This window comes from Arthrobacter sp. ok909 (assembly GCF_900104405.1).
Classification (GTDB): domain Bacteria; phylum Actinomycetota; class Actinomycetes; order Actinomycetales; family Micrococcaceae; genus Arthrobacter; species Arthrobacter humicola.
In genome coordinates, this window is the sequence record NZ_FNJS01000008.1 from 136,152 (window position 1) to 154,013 (window position 17,862).

The window sequence follows — 17,862 nt, forward strand, 5'->3', positions numbered from 1 at the left end:
TGGCACTGACATTCTTGGGAGCAGCAATAACGTTTCCAACATCAGTGCGGTCTTGGGCCTTAGGCGTTGAAGAAGGCCTTCAGCTCGTCCACCCGGTCCAGCCGCTCCCACGTGAAGTCGGGGTCCTCGCGGCCGAAGTGCCCGTGGGCGGCGGTCTTGGCGTAGATCGGGCGCTTGAGGTCCAGGGCGTCGATGATGGCGCGCGGACGGAGGTCGAAGATCTCCGCGATCGCGGCGCTGATCCGGGCCGGGTCGACGGTTTCGGTGCCGAACGTCTCAACGTAGGTTCCCACCGGGCGGGCCTGGCCGATCGCGTACGCGATCTGGATTTCGGCGCGCTTGGCGAGACCGGCCGCTACCACGTTCTTGGCAACCCAGCGCATGGCGTACGCGGCGGAGCGGTCCACCTTCGACGGATCCTTGCCGGAGAACGCGCCGCCGCCGTGACGGGCCATGCCGCCGTAGGTGTCGACGATGATCTTGCGGCCGGTCAGGCCGGCATCGCCCACCGGGCCGCCAATGACGAAGGCGCCGGCGGGGTTGAGGATGTTGCGCGTCCGCGACGTGTCCAGGTTGGACAGTGCCATGACCGGATCCACCACGTGCTCGGCGAGGTCGGCACGGAGCTGGTCCAGGCTGGCGCCCTCGGCGTGCTGGCTGGAGATGACGACGGTCTCGACCGAGACCGGGCGGTCGCCGTCGTAGCCCACAGTGACCTGGGTCTTGCCGTCGGGGCGCAGGTACGCGAGCTCGCCGTTCTTGCGGACCTCGGTCAGCCGCTCGGAGAGCCGGTGCGCGAGCCAGATCGGCACGGGCATGTAGGACGGGGTCTCGTCGCTGGCGTAACCGAACATGAGTCCCTGGTCCCCGGCGCCCTGGAGGTCGTAGTCGTCCTCCTGGCGTCCCTCGCGGGCTTCGAGCGAGTTGAACACGCCGCCGGCGATGTCGTTGGACTGCTGGCCGATGGAGACGGAGACGCCGCAGCGGGCGCCGTCGAAGCCGTTGGCCGAGGAGTCGTACCCGATGCCCAGGATGGTCTCCCGGACGATCTGCGGGATCTCGACGTAGGCGTCGGTGGTGACCTCGCCGGCCACGTGGACCAGCCCGGTGGTGGCCAGCGTCTCCACGGCCACCCGGGACTCCGGGTCCTTGGCGAGGAGCGCGTCGAGGATCGCATCGCTGATCTGGTCACAGATCTTGTCGGGGTGGCCTTCTGTCACGGACTCGGACGTGAAGAGCCGGAGCGCGGCGGGCGTAGACCCGTGGAAGTCAGGGATGTGCAGCGGTAAAGTCACTCAACTACCTTACTGGTTGGAAAACGGACGTCCGGCGGCGTGTGTCTCCATGCTAAGGAGACCTTGGTTACGCCGGGCCTAGGCCGGCGGTACAACCCGGCTCAGCTCGGCGCTGACCCTGTCGATCACGGCAGCCGCAACGTCGGATTTGGAACCCGACGCCTCTTGGGGTTCGGAGCCGGCGCGGGAAAGGATGACTACGGAGTTCGTGTCTTCGCCAAAGACCTTGTCCCGTCCCACCTGGTTGACAACCAGCAGGTCACAGGCCTTCCGGCGCAGCTTGGCCAGGGCGTACTCGAGCACGTCGCCGCCGGCGTCGCCGGTCTCGGCGGCGAAGCCGACGATCAGCTGGTTCCGGGAGGCGGCGTCGCGGACCTCGACGAGCTCCCGCAGGATATCGGGGTTGCGCACCAGGTTGATCACGGGATCCGCGACGTCGTCGCGCTTCTTGATCTTCGTGCCGGAGACGTCCGCGGGGCGGAAGTCCGCGACGGCGGCGGCCATGATGACGACGTCGGAGTCCGCGGCCGCGTGCAGCGCCGCCTTCCGCAGTTCCAAGGCCGTCTCCACCTGGACGAGTTCGACGCCGGCGGGCGCCGGGACCTCCATGTGGGCGGCCAGCAGGCGGACCCGGGCGCCGGCGTCGAGGGCGGCGGCGGCCAGGGCCACGCCCTGTTTGCCGGAGGAACGGTTGCCGAGGAACCGCACGGGGTCCAGCGGTTCCCGGGTGCCGCCGGCACTGATGGTCACGGTGAGCCCGGCCAGGGGCCGGATGGCCGGCGGCACGGCGTCGGCCGGATCCGAAGAAGTGCGCGGCTCCATGTCCGCGGCGGCCGGAGGTGCTGCCGGAGCGGCGGGCGCACCGGCGAGGGCCATGGCCGCGGTGAAGATCGCCCCGGGCTCGGGCAGCCGGCCCGGGCCGGAGTCGGCGCCGGTCAGCCGGCCGCTCGCGGGTTCCAGGACGGTGACGCCGCGGCTGCGCAAGGTTTCGACGTTGGCCTGCGTGGCCGGGTGCTGCCACATTTCGGTGTGCATGGCCGGGGCCATGAGCACGGGGCAGTCGCCGGCCATGAGCAGGGTGTTGGTGAGGAGGTCATCGGCCTGGCCGGTGGCCGCACGGGCCAGGAGATCGGCCGTGGCAGGAGCCACCACGATCAGCTCGGCCTCGTGGCCGAGCCGGACATGGTTGACGGTGTGGACGGCGTCGAACACGCTGTTGCTCACCGGGTGCCCGGAAAGGGCCTCCCAGGTGGCAACGCCGACGAAGCGGGTGGCCGCCTCCGTGGGGATGACGGTGACGTCATGGCCGGCTTCAGTAAAAAGCCGGAGGAGCGACGCCACCTTGTAGGCGGCAATCCCTCCCCCGACTCCGAGGACTATGCGCACGTGATCTCCGTCAACAGGCAGTCTGTTTACTTAGCTCTTCCCGCAGGGGGAATTACTCTGCGGGTTGGATCGGCGTGGAAACGAGCTTGCCTTCGTTGATTTCGCGCAGGGCGATCGAGAGTGACTTCTCGTTGAGCTTGGTGTCGACCAGCGGACCGACGTACTCAAACAGGCCCTCGTGCAGCTGGGCGTAGTACGCGTTGATCTGGCGCGCGCGCTTGGCACCGAAAATCACCAGTCCGTACTTCGAGTCGGCGGCCTTCAGCAGCTCGTCGATCGGCGGGTTGATGATGCCTTCAAGGTTCGTGGACACGAATTCTCCAAATTCTAACGGGCCGGTACGTCCCGGCGCCTGAGCTACGGGTTCGGGGTCAGCCCCATGAGTGAAACAAGCTCGTCCGCTGCCCGACGAACGTCATCATTGATGACGGTGTGGTCGAACTCCGGTTCAGCGGCAAGTTCTAGTTTAGCGGTTTCCAGCCTCTGCCGCTGTTCTTCGGCGCTTTCGGTGCCGCGGCCGACCAGCCGGCGGACCATTTCGTCCCAGTTCGGGGGCGCCAGGAAGACAAACTGGGCGTCCGGGACGGCCTCCTTGACCTGCCGCGCGCCCTGCAGGTCGATCTCCAGCAGCACGGAGCGGCCCTCCGCGATGGCGGCCTCCACCGTGCTGCGCAGCGTACCGTAGCGGTTGCGGCCGTGGACCACGGCCCATTCGAGCAGCTCGCCGTTTTCGATCAGGGAATCGAATTCCTCGGCCGACTTGAAGAAGTAGTGGATGCCGTCCTGTTCCCCCGGCCGCGGAGGGCGCGTCGTGGCCGATACTGAGAGCCAGACGCCGGGATAGTTGTCCCGGATGTAGGTGGACACGGTGCCTTTGCCAACAGCCGTCGGTCCGGCGAGGACTGTCAGTCCCGGATTCTTGCTCACATATTCCTTTGGGCGGTGGTGGGGCAGCTCGGCGGAGCGAACTATTTGTCGTCAATAAAATCTACCAGCGCCCGGCGCTGGTGGATTCCCAGGCCGCGGACCCGCCTGGACTGTGCGATGCCGAGCTGCTCCATGATGGCCGCCGCGCGGACCCGGCCGATCCCGGGGAGGGCCTCCAGCAGCTCGACGATCCTCATGCGGGCAATGGCGTCGTCGGTTTCGGCGGAACTGATGACGTCGGCGATGCTCAGCTCCCCCGTCTTGAGCCGCTCCTTGGCCGCGGCCCTGGTGGCCCTGGCGGCAGCGGCCTTGCGAAGAGCGTCGGAACGCTCCTGCGGAGTGAGGGGTTTCAAACTCATTGAAGTCCTCCCTGCATGGCCGGACTGCCTAGCCGGACGGGCACCGTTGCCCATGCCGCAGTCCTGTCCTGAACCTACCGTCTGGTGACCTCAGAAATCAATGGAAAACTGTGGCCGCCGCGGGGCGGGACAGCTCCCGAAGGGGAAGCCCATGTCCCGGAAGGTCGAGGAGCCGGAAAGCCCGGACCGTCCCGGGACCGGCCGGGACGGTCCGGGCGGCCGGTGTCAGGCCGCGGTGAGCTCCTCGAGGGTACGCCGCGCGGCGTCCTGAAGGGCCGACAGCGACGGCCCGGCGCCGAGGATGTCCCGGCTGGAAGTGCCCAGGACCTGGGGATACGCCGCACCGAAGGTGCGGCGCAGGTCCGCGGCCGTGGCCCCCTGCGCGCCCAATCCGGGGGCAAGGATGGGCCCGCGGACCGCCGCGAGGTCGAGGCCGAGTTCGGAAAGGGCCGAGCCCACCGTGGCGCCGACAACGAGTCCCACAGAACCGAGGGATCCGTCGTAGCGCCGGTTTTCCGCCGCGGCAGCCTCCGTGATCCGCCGCGCAACGGAGTCCGCGCCGCCGACATGCTGCACGGACGCACCTTCCGGGTTGGAGGTCAGAGCGAGCACGAACACGCCCCGCCCGGTCTCGGCCGCCAGGTCCAGGGCGGGCCTGAGCGACTCAAAGCCCAGGTACGGGCTCAGCGTGACCGAGTCCGCGGCCAGCGCGGAGCCGTCCCGCAGCCAGGCGTCGGCGTAGGCGGCCATCGTGGAGCCGATGTCGCCGCGTTTGGCGTCCGCGATGGTCAGCACGGAGGCGTCCGTCGCCGCGGCCAGGGTGCGTTCGAGCACGGCGATCCCGGCCGAACCGTGCCGTTCGTACAAGGCCACCTGCGGCTTGACCGCGGCAGCGAGGGAGCCCACGGCCTCCAGAACGGTCAGCGAGAAGCGTTCCAGCCCCGCGGCGTCGTCCGTCAGGCCCCACTGCTGCAGGAGGGCTGGGTGCGGGTCGATGCCGACGCACAGCGGGCCGCGGGCCGCCATGGCCCGGCCCAGCCGGGAGCCGAAGGACTCCCGGCCGGCCAGTGCTGCGGTGCCTGCCTCAGGCATCCTGGAGGGCCTTGAGGTAGGCGGCGTGCTCCTGCAGGCTCGTGACGGACCATTCGTAGGTGCGCAGCGCCTCGATGGCCTGGACCGCGGCGTTGAATTCGGCCACGGTGGTGATGCACGGGATGCCGATCGACGTTGCCGCCGCACGCAGTTCGTAGCCGTCGCTGCGGGCTTCGCCGCCGGAGGGCGTGTTGAAGACCATGTCGATTTCGCCGGCGACGATCAGGTCCGCGATGGTGCCTTCGCCCTCGGCGCTGGAGCCCTCCGCGACCTTCCGGACCGGGGTGGCCTGGATGCCGTTGCGGCGCAGGACGTCCGCCGTGCCGCCGGTGGAGACGATCTCGAAGCCGAGGTCGGAGAGCCTCTTGACGCCCATGATCACCGAGCGCTTGTCCCGGTTCGCCACGGAGACGAAGATCTTGCCCTCGGTGGGCAGGGCGTTGTTCGCGGCGGCCTGGCTCTTGGCGAAGGCCGTGTCGAAGTGCTTGTCAATGCCCATGACCTCGCCGGTGGACCGCATTTCCGGGCCGAGCAGGGAGTCCACCACCTTGCCCTCGGGGGTGCGGAAGCGGCTGAAGGGCAGCACGGCTTCCTTGACCGAGACGGGCGCTTCCAGCGGCAGGGTGGAGCCGTCGCCGGTCTCCGGCAGCATCTTGTATGCGCTCCGGAGCTGGTTGATGGTGACGCCGGTGCCGATCAGTGCTGCGGCCTTCGCCATCTGGACGCCGGTGGCCTTGGAGACGAATGGCACGGTGCGTGAGGCGCGCGGGTTGGCTTCCAGGACGTACAGGACGTCGGAGGCCAGGGCGAACTGGATGTTGATCAGGCCGCGGACCCCCACGCCTTCGGCGATGGCGAGCGTGGCGGTGCGGACCCGCTCCAGGACGTTGTTCCCGAGCGTGATCGGCGGCAGCACACACGCGGAGTCACCGGAGTGGATGCCGGCTTCCTCGATGTGTTCCATGATGCCGCCGAGGTACATCTCCGTACCGTCGTACAGGGCGTCGACGTCAATCTCGACGGCGTCCTCCAGGAACCGGTCGATCAGCACCGGGTGCTCCGGGGTGATCTCGGTGGCGTTCGCGATGTACCGGGAGAGATTGGGCTCGTCGTAGACGATCTCCATGCCGCGGCCGCCCAGGACGTAGGACGGGCGCACCAGCACGGGGTAGCCGATCTCGTCGGCGATCTTCTTGGCGTCCTCGAAGGACACGGCGGTGCCGTTCTTGGGCGAGATGAGCCCGGCCTTGTCGAGGACCTGGGAGAAGGCGCCGCGGTGCTCGGCGAGGTCGATCGCCTCCGGGGACGTGCCGAGGATCGGCACGCCGGCGTCGGCCAGCTGCTGGGCGAGCTTGAGCGGCGTCTGGCCGCCGAGCTGGACGAAGACGCCCATGACGCCGCCGGTGCGTTCTTCGGCCGCGATGACCTCGAGGACGTCCTCGAGGGTAAGCGGTTCGAAGTACAGGCGGGTGGAGACGTCGTAGTCGGTGGAGACGGTTTCGGGGTTGCAGTTGACCATGACGGTCTCGTAGCCGGCCTTGCGCAGCGCCATGGAGGCGTGGACGCAGGAGTAGTCGAACTCGATGCCCTGGCCGATCCGGTTCGGCCCGGAGCCGAGGATGATGATCGACGGTTTGGCGTGCAGCGCCACCTCGTCCTCCTCGTCATAGGACGAATAGTGGTACGGGGTGTACGCGGCGAACTCGGCGGCGCAGGTGTCCACGGTCTTGTAGACCGGGCGGATGCCCAGGGCCTGCCGGACGCCGCGGACGACGGCCTCGGAGTTGTGCGTCAGGGCACCGATCTGCTCGTCGGAGAAGCCGTGGCGCTTGGCGCGCTGCAGCATCTCGTGGGTCAGGGCACTGGACGTGCGGATCTCCCGGGAGATCTCGTTGAGCAGCTGGAGCTGGTCCAGGTACCAGGGATCGATCTTGGTGGCCTCGAAGAGCTGTTCCACGGTGGCGCCGCCGAGCAGGGCGCGCTGGACCTGGTGCAGGCGTTCGGTAGTGGGCCGCTTGGACTTCTCGATCAGCTCCGCGACTTCCCATTCCGGGACGTGGCTGAAGTCCAGCTGGGAGCCCTTCTGCTCCAGGGAGCGCAGGGCCTTCTGCAGGGCCTCGGTGAAGTTCCGGCCCATGGCCATGGCCTCGCCCACCGACTTCATGGTGGTGGTCAGGGTGGGGTCGGCTGCCGGGAACTTCTCGAACGCGAAGCGCGGAACCTTCACGACGACGTAGTCCAGGGTCGGTTCAAAGGACGCCGGCGTCTTCTGGGTGATGTCGTTGGGGATTTCGTCCAGGGTGTAGCCGAGGGAGAGCTTGGTGGCGATCTTGGCGATCGCGAAACCGGTGGCCTTCGAGGCAAGGGCCGAGGAGCGCGAGACGCGCGGGTTCATTTCAATGACGACGACGCGTCCGGTGTGCGGTTCGACGGCGAACTGGATGTTGCAGCCGCCGGTGTCGACGCCGACTTCGCGGATAACGGCGATGGAGATATCGCGCAGCCGCTGGTATTCGCGGTCGGTGAGGGTCAGGGCGGGAGCGACCGTGATGGAGTCACCGGTGTGGACGCCGACGGGGTCGAAATTCTCGATGGAGCAGACCACCACGACGTTGTCGTTCTTGTCCCGCATCATCTCGAGCTCGTATTCCTTCCAGCCGAGGATGCTCTCTTCGAGCAGCACCTCGCTGGTCGGGCTGTACTGCAGGCCCTGGCCGACGATCCGGCGGAGATCGTTCTCGTCGTACGCCAGGCCGGAGCCGAGGCCGCCCATGGTGAAGGAGGGCCGGACGACCATCGGGTAGCCCAGGTCCTCGGCCGCGGCGAGTGCCTCGTCCATGGTGTGGATGATGTGGCTGCGCGCCGACTCGGCGCCGCAGCGCTCCACGACGCCCTTGAACTTCTCACGGTCCTCGCCCAGCTCGATCGCGGCGATGTTGGCGCCGATCAGCTCGACGTTGTACTTCTCCAGGACGCCGTTCTTGTCCAGCGCGATGGCCGTGTTGAGGGCCGTTTGCCCGCCGAGGGTGGGCAGGAGCGCGTCGGGGCGCTCTTTGGCGATGATCTTCTCGACCACCTCGGGGGTGATCGGCTCCACGTAGGTGGCGTCGGCGAACTCGGGGTCCGTCATGATGGTGGCCGGGTTGGAGTTGACGAGGATGACCCGCAGGCCTTCCTCTTTGAGGACGCGCAGTGCCTGGGTGCCGGAGTAGTCGAATTCGGCCGCCTGGCCGATCACGATCGGGCCGGACCCGATGACCATGACGCTCTTGAGGTCAGTTCTCTTGGGCATTACTTGTTGTCCTCAGTCTTGGGTTCGGTGGCAGTCTTTGTGTCTGTCTCTGTCTTTGCAGAAGCGTCCGCCATCAGATCGATGAAGCGGTCGAAGAGGTAGGCGGCGTCGTGCGGGCCGGCGGCCGCTTCGGGGTGGTACTGCACCGAGAACGCGGGGATGTCGAGGCAGGAGAGCCCCTCGACGACGTCGTCGTTGAGGCTGACGTGGCTGACCTCGACGCGGCCGTAACGCTCCTCGGGCGCCTGCGTGGCACCGTCGAGCGGGGCGTCGACGGCGAAGCCGTGGTTCTGCGAGGTGATTTCCACCTTGCCGGTGCGGCGGTCCATCACGGGCTGGTTCAGGCCGCGGTGGCCGTAGCGCAGCTTGTAGGTGCCGAAGCCGAGCGCGCGGCCCAGGATTTGGTTGCCGAAGCAGATGCCGAAGTACGGGATCTTCTCATCGAGCACCGAGCGCAGCAGTTTGACCTGGTTGTCCGCGGTGGCGGGGTCGCCGGGGCCGTTGGACATGAAGAAGCCGTCGGGGTTGACGGCCTTGACGTCGGCGAGGGTTGCGGTCGCGGGGAGCACGTGCACGCGGACGCCGCGTTCGGCGAACCGGACGGGGGTCATCCGCTTGATGCCTAGGTCGATCGCGGCGATGCTGAAGCGGGGTTCGCCGTCCCAGCCGAAGTCCTTGGGTTCCACCGTGTAGGCGGCGTCAACGCTGACTTCCTCGGCGAGCCGTGAGCCTTCCATCGGGGCGCTGGCCAGGACGGCGTCGACGAGTTCCTTGTCCGTGGCGCGGGCGGCGTCGCCGGAGAAGATGCCGGCGCGCATGGTCTTGTGTTCGCGCAGGTGGCGGGTGATGGCGCGGGTGTCCACGCCCTGGATGCCGACGATGCCCTGCTCGACGAGCTCGTCGTCCAGGGAACGCTCGGAGCGCCAGTTGGAGGGCCGGCGGGCGGCGTCGCGGACGATGTAGCCGGCCACCCAGATGCGGCGGGATTCGGCGTCGTCGGAGTTGACGCCGGTGTTGCCGATGTGCGGCGCGGTCTGGACCACGAGCTGGCGTGCGTAGGAGGGGTCCGTGATGGTCTCCTGGTAGCCGGTCATGCCGGTTGCGAAGACCGCCTCGCCAAGGGCGGTTCCGTTGGCGCCGTAGCTGGTGCCGCGGAAAATCCGGCCGTCTTCGAGCACGAGGACTGCGGGGGTGGATGCTGCCGCGGCAGCGGTTGCTGGCTCTGCAGCTTCTGTCACTGTTTTTTCAATCACTTCGTTGGGGTCCGTCACGTCGTTACTTTCCACTATCGGCGTTGGCCTGGGGGGCTGCGGAGATCAATTCTTGCAGCGCGTTGAGCAGGGTCGTTTTGTCGTCGGCATGCCGGGTCCGGAAGCCGGTGTCCAGTTCGCGGGAGCCCAGCATCCAGCTGAGCACCAGCAGGCCATCCTTTTCCACGAATTTTCCGGCCATGCCGCTTTCCAGGCGCACGCCCGTGAGTCGTCCGGCCGGGATGAACACCGGGCCGGCACCGGCGCGCTCGAACAGCGCGCCTTCGGGGTGCACGCTGAGGCCGGCGTTGGTGCGGATGCCCAGGTGGTGGACCGCGATCCGGTCCAGCCAGTCCCCGGCGGTGGTGGAGGCGACGTACTGGCCGTCGGCGGCGGCCAGCGGGGCGCCGAGGTCGGCGGGGACCTCGGGAAGGGGCTCGACGTCGGCCTGGCGGCGCAGGCGGTTCCGCCAGCCGAGCGCCAGCAGCACAAACGCTGCAACGAGGAGCACCGCGGTGGCAATGCCGAGGACGAGCAACCGGTCCATCAGGGTCGGCCCGCCGGTGCGGCGTCGACAGCGTCGGCCGGCCACCGGTACGGGGTGTTGAGTTTGCCGTCCAGGACGGTGGGGTGGCCCTTGAAGAACGTCGCCACCACCCGGCCGGGAAGTTCCCGGCCCGCGAACGGAGAGTTACGGCCCATGGTTGCCATCTTAGAAGGGTCCACGGTCCAGCGCGCAGCCGGGTCTACGAGTATGACGTTGGCGGGTTCGCCGGCTTCGAGCGGTCGGCCCTGGTCCTGGAGCCGGCCGATGGCGGCCGGGGCCGTGGACGTGACGCGGGCGAAATCTTCCCAGCCCATGAGCCCGGTTTCGATCATGGTGTGCTGCACGACCGAGAGCGCCGTTTCGAGGCCGGTCATGCCCATGGCCGCCTGGGCCCACTCGCATTCCTTGTGCTCGCTCGGGTGCGGGGCGTGGTCGGTGCCGACGACGTCGATCGTGCCGTCGGCCAGCGCGGCGCGGAGCGCCTGGACGTCGGCGTCGGTGCGCAGCGGCGGGTTGACCTTGTAGACGGGGTCGTAGCTGCGGGCGAGCTCGTCGGTGAGCCAGAGGTGGTGCGGGGTGACCTCGGCGGTGACGTTGACGCCGCGGGATTTGGCCCAGCGGATGATCTCCACGGAACCGGCCGTGGAGACGTGGCAGACGTGCAGGCGGGACCCGACGTGCTGGGCGAGCAGCACGTCGCGGGCGATGATGCTTTCCTCCGCAACGGCGGGCCAGCCGGTCAGGCCGAGGACGGCGGAGACCTCGCCCTCGTTCATCTGGGCGCCGGCAGTGAGGCGGGGTTCCTGCGCGTGCTGGGCGACGACGCCGTCGAACGCCTTGACGTATTCCAGGGCGCGGCGCATCAGCACGGGGTCGTGCACGCAGATGCCGTCGTCGGAGAACACCCGCACCCGGGCACGGGAGTCGGCCATGGCGCCGAGTTCGGCCAGTTGCTCACCGGCCAGGCCCACGGTGACGGCGCCCACGGGGCGGACGTCCACCCAGCCGGCGGTCCGGCCAAGGGTCAGGACCTGTTCGACGACGCCGGCGGTGTCCGCCACCGGGGTGCTGTTGGCCATCGCGTGCACGGCAGTGTAGCCGCCCAGTGCGGCGGCGCGGGTGCCGGTTTCCACGGTTTCGGCGTCTTCGCGGCCGGGTTCGCGCAGGTGGGTGTGGATGTCGACCATGCCGGGCAGCGCCACGAGGCCGGCGGCCTCGATGACGGTGGCGCCGTCGGCTGAGAGGTTCTGACCGCGTTCGGCGATGACGCCGTCGCGGATCAGGAGGTCCTCGGCTGCTCCGCCCAGGATCGCGGCGCCGCGGATGAGGTAGGCGCCGCTGGTGCTTGCATGCTGTTGCTGTTCGGCCATCAGTGGCTCTCCTTGGAGTAGGCGGCGGTAGAGGTTGCTGGTTCGCGGGTCTCCCCGGAAAGCAGCAGGTACAGTGCCGCCATCCGGATGGAGACGCCGTTGCGGACCTGCGCCAGCACGGTGGAGCGGGGCGAGTCCGCCGCGGCCGAGGAAATTTCCAGGCCCCGGTTCATGGGACCGGGGTGCATGATGATGGTGTCCTTGAGCCCGAGGGTGTCGAGGGCGCGCAGCCGGTTGTCATCGAACCCCCAGCGGCGCGAGTACTCGCGGGTGGTCGGGAAGAAGGACGCGTTCATCCGCTCGCCCTGGACGCGGAGCATCATCATGGCGTCCACGCCCTGGGCCAGGGTTTCGTCGAGGTCGAAGCTGACCGCGCAGGGCCATTTGTCGACGCCGATGGGCAGCAAGGTGGGCGGCGCGACGAGCGTGACCTCGGCGCCCAGGGTACGCAGCAGCCAGACGTTGGAGCGGGCCACCCGTGAATGCAGGACGTCGCCGGCGATGGCGACGCGCATGCCTTTCAGGTCCGCCCCGGCGGACGGCGTGCCGGCCAGTTTGGACCAGTGCCGGCGCATCGTGAAGGCGTCCAGCAGGGCCTGGGTGGGGTGTTCGTGGGTGCCGTCACCGGCGTTGATGACGGCGGCGTCGATCCAGTCGGTCGCGGCGAGCCGGTGCGGGGCCCCGGAGGCCCAATGCCGGATGACGACGGCGTCGGCACCCATCGCGGCGAGCGTCTGGGCCGTGTCCTTCAGCGACTCGCCCTTGGAAACGGAGGAGCCCTTGGCGGCGAAGTTGATGACGTCCGCGGAGAGCCGCTTGGCGGCGGCCTCGAAGGAAATGCGGGTCCGGGTGGAGTCTTCGAAGAAGAGGTTGACCACGGTGCGGCCGCGCAGGGCGGGCAGTTTCTTGACCTCGCGCTCCCCCACTGCCGCCATTTCCTCGGCGGTGTCGAGGATGCGGACGGCGTTGGCCAGGCTGAGGTCTTCAGTGGAGAGCAGGTGCCTCATGCGGTGGCCTCGATGACCACTTCGTTGACGGGGGCGCCGTCGACGGAGTCGGTTTCCTCGAGCCGGACACGGACCTTCTCGGCGGATGAGGTGGGGAGGTTCTTGCCCACGTGGTCGGCGCGGATCGGCAGTTCCCGGTGGCCGCGGTCGATGAGGACGGCGAGCCGGACGATCCTGGGCCGGCCGAGGTCGATCATGGCGTCCAGGGCGGCGCGGATGGTCCGCCCCGAGTAGAGGACGTCGTCAACGAGGACTACGACTTTGTTGTCGATCCCGGTGCGCGGGAGCTGGGTGGGGTACGGGGGCCGCGTCGGCTGGTGCGAGAGGTCGTCGCGGAACATCGTGACGTCGAGCTGGCCGACAATCGCGGCCGCGTCCACGGCGGGATCAGCGGCGGCGATCTTGGCGGCGAGGCGCACGGCGAGGGGGTAGCCCCGGCGCGGGATGCCCAGCAGGACGAGGTCCTGGGAGCCCTTGTTGGCCTCAAGAATTTCATGGGCGATACGAGTAAGCGCGCGGTCAATGTCAGCCTGGTTGAGGACAACCCGGGTGAGCACAACGTTCGCGGGAACCGGTGCTGATGGCACGGAAGTCAAAGCTCGTCTCCCCTTTCCCCGCCTCACGGGACGGAATTAAAAAAGGATTATTTGCTCTTTCAAATTACCACAGCCGGACGTGCCCCTGCCGCCGCCGGAATGCGTTTAACCTCACACGGCCATAGGCTCGATGCCATGACGACGAACGAGCCGAAGCCGGGGCCGGGGCCGGACCAGCCGGCCAACCCGACGTGGTTGGGGCAGATCCGGCCGGAGCATTACCGGCAGGCCCCGGCCAACGGTGGCGGCCGGTTCCAGCCGGCGCTCCCGCCCGGCCCTGCGCCGGTCCGGGACGGCCGGGGTACCGCCGGCGCGCTGGGGCTCGTGCTGGCCGGCGGACTCCTGGCGTTTGCCAGTCTCTTCCTGGTGCTGCCCTTCCTTCTGGCCAGGACCGGAGTCTCCGGCTTCGTTGTCGGTTTCATGGCCTCGCTGGTTCCCCTGGGCACCGTGCTGCTGACGGTGCGTTTCATCGACCGCTGGGAGCCGGAGCCGAAACCGCTGCTGCTTTTCGCGTTTGCCTGGGGAGCGGTTGTCTCCATAGCGGTGACGATGCTGATCCAACCCTATTTTTCCTTGGTGGCCGGGCCCGCCTCGGGGCTGGACTATACGACGTTCGCCGTGACCGTCCAGGCCCCGGTGGTGGAGGAATTCGCGAAGTCCCTCGGGCTGTTGTTGCTCCTGTTGTTCGCCCGGAAGGACATCGACGGGCCGGTCGACGGCGTGGTGTTCGCCTTCACGATCGCGGCAGGCTTCGCGTTCACGGAGAACATCCTCTACTTCGGCCGCGCCATCGCCGAATCCAGCGCTCCCGGCACGGACCTGGCGGTGGTGTTCTTCCTCCGCGGGGTGATGTCGCCGTTCGCCCACGCCGTCTTTACGGGTACCACCGGCATCATCATGGGATTCGCCGCGCGGCGCGGGAGCAACGGGATCGCCGCCCTGGCGTTTGTCGCCGGCCTTGTCCCTGCGATGCTGCTGCACAGCGGCTGGAACAGCATGGGCCAGGATTTCCTGGCCCAGTACGTGTTCGTGCAGGTGCCGATCTTCCTCCTGGCGGCACTGGTTATCGTGCTGCTGCGAGTGGCGGAGCGCAGGCTCACCCGGCAGCGGCTCAGGGAATACGCGGCCGCGGGCTGGTTCACCGCGGCCGAGGTGGACATGCTGGCCACCAGCAGCGGCCGCCGTGCTGCGCTGCGCTGGGCCAAGTCCGTGGGCCGGGGCGCGCAAATGAAGGCGCTGTTCGATGCCGCCTCCCGGCTGGCTTTCACCCGGCAAAGGATCCTCAGTGGCCGGGACGTGCCGGCCCGCCAGCGCGACGAGCAGCACCAGCTCGCCGAAATCGCCGCCCTCCGGGCCGCCGTCATCGGCTAAGTCTGTCCGAAGAACGAAAGAACCCCCGTCCAGGCGGTCCTGGACGGGGGTTCTTGGCTGCGACGGGCGCTTAGGCCAGCAGGGAAGGCTTTAGCTGCTGGAGCCGGCCGAGCAGGCCGTTGATGAACGACGGCGATTCGTCGGTCGAGAGCGTCTTGGCCAGGGCCACGGCCTCGCTGACGGCCACGCCGTCCGGGACGTCGTCGTTGTAGAGCAGTTCCCAGGTGCCGATCCGCAGGATGATGCGGTCCACCGAGGGCATCCGCTCCAGGGTCCAGCCCTGCGAGTAGGTTTCCAGGAACTCGTCGATGGCGGCCTGGTGCGAGACCACGCCTTCGACGATTTCAAGGGTGTACGGGTTGACGATCTGGTCTGTCTGCTCGCGGCGCGACTTCAGTACGTCGAACGCAGAGGCGGAGCGCTGCTCGGCCTCAAAGAGGACATCGAGGGCCCGGTTCCGGGCCTTACCTCGGGCACTCACTAGTCGTTGACCCGGCCGAGGTAGCTGCCGTCGCGGGTATCGACCTTGACCTTGGTGTTGTTCTCGACGAACAGCGGCACCTGGATCTCGTAGCCGGTTTCGAGCGTGGCGGGCTTGGTGCCGGCCGAGGAGCGGTCGCCCTGCAGGCCCGGCTCCGTGTAGGTGATCTCAAGAACGACGCTCGGGGGCAGCTCGATGTAGAGCGGGTTGCCCTCGTGGATGGCGATGTTGACCATCTGGTTTTCGAGCATGAAGTTGGTGGCGTCCCCGACGGTGGCGGCCGGGACGGTGAGCTGATCGAAATCAGAGGTGTCCATGAAGACGAAGTCCGCGCCGTCCTGGTACAGGTACTGGTAGTCGCGGCGGTCAACCGTGGCCGTCTCGATCTTGAGCCCGGCGTTGAAGGTCTTGTCGACGACCTTGCCGGACATCACGTTGCGCATCTTGGTGCGTACAAACGCGCCACCCTTGCCGGGCTTGACGTGCTGGAACTCGATGATGTTCCAAAGCTGGCCCTCAAGCTTAAGGACGGTTCCGTTCTTGATGTCGTTAGTGGTTGCCACTGTATCCTCTTAGTTTCTATCTGGTTCTTGTCGGCCGGTGCGATCGGCCGGACGTCGTATGCCGTGCCGGCATACCAAGCGGCCGCCAGCGCGTGTTTGTCAAAAATCCAAGTTCTATTCTACCGGTTCCCGTGGACCGCTGCCCGACGGAGGCTCAGGACTGCTGTTCCAGCACTTCCCGGGCACGCTGCAGCGCGACCGTGGAGGCGTAGATGAGGGCCGCGTCGGCAGAGCCGGCTACCCGCAAATCGAGGGCCTTGGCGAAGGATTCGACGGCGGCGCCGACGTTGCCGCCGGCGAAGTAGGACCGGCCCATATGCTGGCGAACGGCGGCCTCTTCCAGGGTGCCCTGGGTCTCGGCGAGGAGCTGGCGGAACACCTCCACGGCCCGGTCGAACCGGTTGGAAACCCGGAGCACATCCGCCTCGAAGATCCGCAGCCGGAGCGACGCCGGGTCCTTGTACCGGGCTTCGGCGAGGAGTTCGGCCGCCTCGGCGGCATGCCCTTCAACGATCCGGACGAAGACCAGGTCCCCGGGGTCGGTCGAGGCCGCCAACGCCTCGGCCATGGCGTCTTCGTTGACGATCTGGGGCATCAGGCTTTCCGGATTGATCCGGATCCCGGGAAATCCCGCGTCCGGCCACTCGCTCGTGCCGCCCTTGACCATCATCATCAGGAGGCGATCTCCTGGTAGGCGGCGAACAGCAGCGACGTGTCCGGGACGTCGAGGATGCCGGGGCGGCCGATGCCGTCGAGCACGACGAACCGCAGCAGGTCGCCGCGGGACTTCTTGTCCCGCCGCATGCCGTCGAGGAGGGCCTGCCAGCGGTCGCGGCGGTACGTGATGGGAAGCCCAAGGCTTTCCAGGATGCTGCGGTGCCTGTCGGCGTCGGCATCGCTGAGCCGGCCGACGCTGCGGGCGAGTTCGGCGGCGAACATCATGCCCACGGAGACGGCGGCGCCGTGGCGCCAGGAGTAGCGTTCGGCGAGTTCGATCGCGTGGCCCAGGGTGTGGCCGTAGTTCAGGATCTCTCGCTGGCCGGTTTCCTTCAGATCGGCGGAGACCACCCGGGCCTTGACGCTGATGGCGCGTTCGATCAGTTCCCGCAGGATGTCCGAGCGGGGATCGGAGACCGCGGACGGGTCCTTTTCGATCAGTTCAAGGATGGCGGGATCGGCGATGAATCCGCACTTGATGACCTCGGCCATGCCGGAAATGATCTCGTTCTTGGGCAGGGTCTCGAGCGTGTCGAGGTCCGCGAGGACACCGGCGGGCGGGTGGAACGCGCCCACGAGGTTCTTGCCCTCGGCGGTGTTGATGCCGGTCTTGCCGCCGACGGAGGCGTCCACCATGCCCAGCAGGCTCGTGGGCATGTGGACGACCTTGACGCCGCGGAGCCAGGTTGCGGCGACGAAGCCGGCGAGGTCGGTCACGGCGCCGCCGCCGACTGCGACGACGGCGTCGGACCGGGTGAAGTCGTTCTGCCCCAGCACCTGCCAGCAGAAGGACGCCACTTCGATGTGCTTGCCTTCTTCGGCGTCCGGGATTTCGGCGGTCAGCGCGGTGAAGCCGGCGGCGGCCAGCTCTTCCCGGACGGCGTCGCCGGTGAGTCGGAGCGCGCGCGGGTGGATGACGAGGACACGCTTGACGCGCTCGCCCAGGAGCCCCGGAAGGCTTGCCAGGAGGCCGCGGCCCACCACGACGTCGTAGTTCTCACCGGGCGTCGGTCCGGTGACTTTGATGACGGTTGATTCGGTACTCACTATTCAACTTCCTTTGTCGCCGCTGGGGCGGGCACGGCAGCGGTTTTCGCCGCGGCATACTCCCCCAGCGCATCTTCCAGCCGGTGAGCCAGTTCCGGAACGCTGCCGCTCCGGACATCCAGGACCAGGTCCGCTAGCCGCTCGTAGACCGGCTGCCGGGTGGCGAAGAGGGTCCGCCACCGGCCCATGGCGTCGCCAGCCAGGAGCGGGCGGCCCGAATTCCTGGCGATGCGTTCCGCCACGGTCTCGGCGTCGCATTCGAGGTACACCACGGTACAGCGGGCCAGGAGCTGCTGCGTGCCGGAGTCAAGGACAGCACCGCCGCCCAGCGAAATGACGGCGTCGCTGCCCTGTGCCTCTTCGATAGCGTGGGCCACGGCCCGGGCTTCCAGCTCACGGAAGGCATGCTCCCCCCGGCTGGCGAAGATCTCGGCGATGGTCCCGTGCTGGGCCACCACCACGGCGTCGGTGTCCACGAAGGCGGATCCCAGGTGCTGCGCGAGCTGCTGTCCGATCGCCGATTTGCCCACGGCCATCGGACCGATCAGGACGACCGGGCCGA

The 17,862-nt window shown here is 68.1% G+C and carries 18 protein-coding genes; 1 reads left to right on the forward strand and 17 read right to left on the reverse strand.

The features are described from left to right. Nucleotides 1-59: 59 nt before the first annotated feature. The 12 genes from metK to pyrR form a co-directional block, all read right to left on the reverse strand. Complete coding sequence (gene metK, locus BLR03_RS08970; protein WP_091251814.1) at nucleotides 60-1,295, reverse strand: methionine adenosyltransferase; 1,236 nt, start codon at nucleotides 1,293-1,295, stop codon at nucleotides 60-62. Nucleotides 1,296-1,373: 78 nt separating this feature from the next. Then, on the reverse strand, nucleotides 1,374-2,681 hold the full coding sequence (locus BLR03_RS08975; RefSeq protein ID WP_091251815.1) for a bifunctional phosphopantothenoylcysteine decarboxylase/phosphopantothenate synthase: 1,308 nt from the start codon (nucleotides 2,679-2,681) through the stop codon (nucleotides 1,374-1,376). A gap of 52 nt (nucleotides 2,682-2,733) precedes the next feature. Next, nucleotides 2,734-2,994, reverse strand: coding sequence for a DNA-directed RNA polymerase subunit omega (gene rpoZ, locus BLR03_RS08980; protein WP_091251816.1), 261 nt, complete (start codon nucleotides 2,992-2,994; stop codon nucleotides 2,734-2,736). A 44-nt stretch (nucleotides 2,995-3,038) separates the two neighbouring features. After that, nucleotides 3,039-3,608: a guanylate kinase gene (gmk, locus tag BLR03_RS08985; protein ID WP_091251817.1), complete on the reverse strand. Its 570-nt coding sequence runs from the start codon at nucleotides 3,606-3,608 to the stop codon at nucleotides 3,039-3,041. A gap of 41 nt (nucleotides 3,609-3,649) precedes the next feature. Continuing rightward, nucleotides 3,650-3,967, reverse strand: a complete 318-nt coding sequence (mihF, locus tag BLR03_RS08990; RefSeq protein ID WP_091251818.1) for an integration host factor, actinobacterial type — start codon at nucleotides 3,965-3,967, stop codon at nucleotides 3,650-3,652. Between the two features lie 225 nt (nucleotides 3,968-4,192). After that, on the reverse strand, nucleotides 4,193-5,059 hold the full coding sequence (pyrF, locus tag BLR03_RS08995) for an orotidine-5'-phosphate decarboxylase (protein WP_091251819.1): 867 nt from the start codon (nucleotides 5,057-5,059) through the stop codon (nucleotides 4,193-4,195). Continuing rightward, the gene (gene carB, locus BLR03_RS09000) at nucleotides 5,052-8,351 is read right to left on the reverse strand and encodes a carbamoyl-phosphate synthase large subunit (RefSeq protein ID WP_091251821.1); all 3,300 of its coding nucleotides are present in this window, start codon (nucleotides 8,349-8,351) and stop codon (nucleotides 5,052-5,054) included. Before carB ends, pyrF begins: the two co-directional genes overlap by 8 nt. Then, a complete protein-coding gene (gene carA / locus BLR03_RS09005) occupies nucleotides 8,351-9,589 on the reverse strand; it encodes a glutamine-hydrolyzing carbamoyl-phosphate synthase small subunit (protein ID WP_091251876.1) in 1,239 nt (412 codons plus the stop codon). Before carA ends, carB begins: the two co-directional genes overlap by 1 nt. A 37-nt stretch (nucleotides 9,590-9,626) precedes the next feature. Beyond that, on the reverse strand, nucleotides 9,627-10,148 hold the full coding sequence (locus BLR03_RS09010; protein ID WP_091251823.1) for a PH-like domain-containing protein: 522 nt from the start codon (nucleotides 10,146-10,148) through the stop codon (nucleotides 9,627-9,629). Continuing rightward, entirely contained in the window at nucleotides 10,148-11,518 is a 1,371-nt protein-coding gene (locus tag BLR03_RS09015) for a dihydroorotase (protein ID WP_091251824.1), read from the reverse strand. The genes BLR03_RS09010 and BLR03_RS09015 overlap by 1 nt, the downstream gene beginning before the upstream one ends. Beyond that, the gene (locus BLR03_RS09020; RefSeq protein ID WP_091251826.1) at nucleotides 11,518-12,525 is read right to left on the reverse strand and encodes an aspartate carbamoyltransferase catalytic subunit; all 1,008 of its coding nucleotides are present in this window, start codon (nucleotides 12,523-12,525) and stop codon (nucleotides 11,518-11,520) included. Before BLR03_RS09020 ends, BLR03_RS09015 begins: the two co-directional genes overlap by 1 nt. Next, nucleotides 12,522-13,121: a bifunctional pyr operon transcriptional regulator/uracil phosphoribosyltransferase PyrR gene (gene pyrR, locus BLR03_RS09025; protein WP_091251828.1), complete on the reverse strand. Its 600-nt coding sequence runs from the start codon at nucleotides 13,119-13,121 to the stop codon at nucleotides 12,522-12,524. The genes BLR03_RS09020 and pyrR overlap by 4 nt, the downstream gene beginning before the upstream one ends. A 135-nt stretch (nucleotides 13,122-13,256) precedes the next feature. Here pyrR and BLR03_RS09030 point away from each other — a divergent pair, with 135 nt between their 5' ends. Then, nucleotides 13,257-14,492: a PrsW family intramembrane metalloprotease gene (locus BLR03_RS09030; RefSeq protein ID WP_175460475.1), complete on the forward strand. Its 1,236-nt coding sequence runs from the start codon at nucleotides 13,257-13,259 to the stop codon at nucleotides 14,490-14,492. A gap of 70 nt (nucleotides 14,493-14,562) precedes the next feature. Here the strand turns inward: BLR03_RS09030 and nusB are convergent, their stop codons facing one another. The 5 genes from nusB to BLR03_RS09055 form a co-directional block, all read right to left on the reverse strand. Beyond that, nucleotides 14,563-14,973, reverse strand: coding sequence for a transcription antitermination factor NusB (nusB, locus tag BLR03_RS09035; protein WP_091251831.1), 411 nt, complete (start codon nucleotides 14,971-14,973; stop codon nucleotides 14,563-14,565). Beyond that, nucleotides 14,973-15,536: an elongation factor P gene (efp, locus tag BLR03_RS09040; protein WP_056739180.1), complete on the reverse strand. Its 564-nt coding sequence runs from the start codon at nucleotides 15,534-15,536 to the stop codon at nucleotides 14,973-14,975. Before efp ends, nusB begins: the two co-directional genes overlap by 1 nt. A 154-nt stretch (nucleotides 15,537-15,690) precedes the next feature. After that, nucleotides 15,691-16,209 (reverse strand): tetratricopeptide repeat protein, encoded by a 519-nt coding sequence (locus tag BLR03_RS09045; RefSeq protein WP_091251833.1) that lies wholly within the window; start codon nucleotides 16,207-16,209, stop codon nucleotides 15,691-15,693. Further along, nucleotides 16,209-17,300, reverse strand: a complete 1,092-nt coding sequence (gene aroB, locus BLR03_RS09050; RefSeq protein WP_091251835.1) for a 3-dehydroquinate synthase — start codon at nucleotides 17,298-17,300, stop codon at nucleotides 16,209-16,211. Before aroB ends, BLR03_RS09045 begins: the two co-directional genes overlap by 1 nt. Then, nucleotides 17,300-17,848 carry a shikimate kinase gene (locus BLR03_RS09055; protein ID WP_302846582.1) on the reverse strand — a complete coding sequence of 183 codons (549 nt, stop codon included), beginning with the start codon at nucleotides 17,846-17,848 and terminating at the stop codon, nucleotides 17,300-17,302. The genes aroB and BLR03_RS09055 overlap by 1 nt, the downstream gene beginning before the upstream one ends. Nucleotides 17,849-17,862 lie beyond the last annotated feature (14 nt).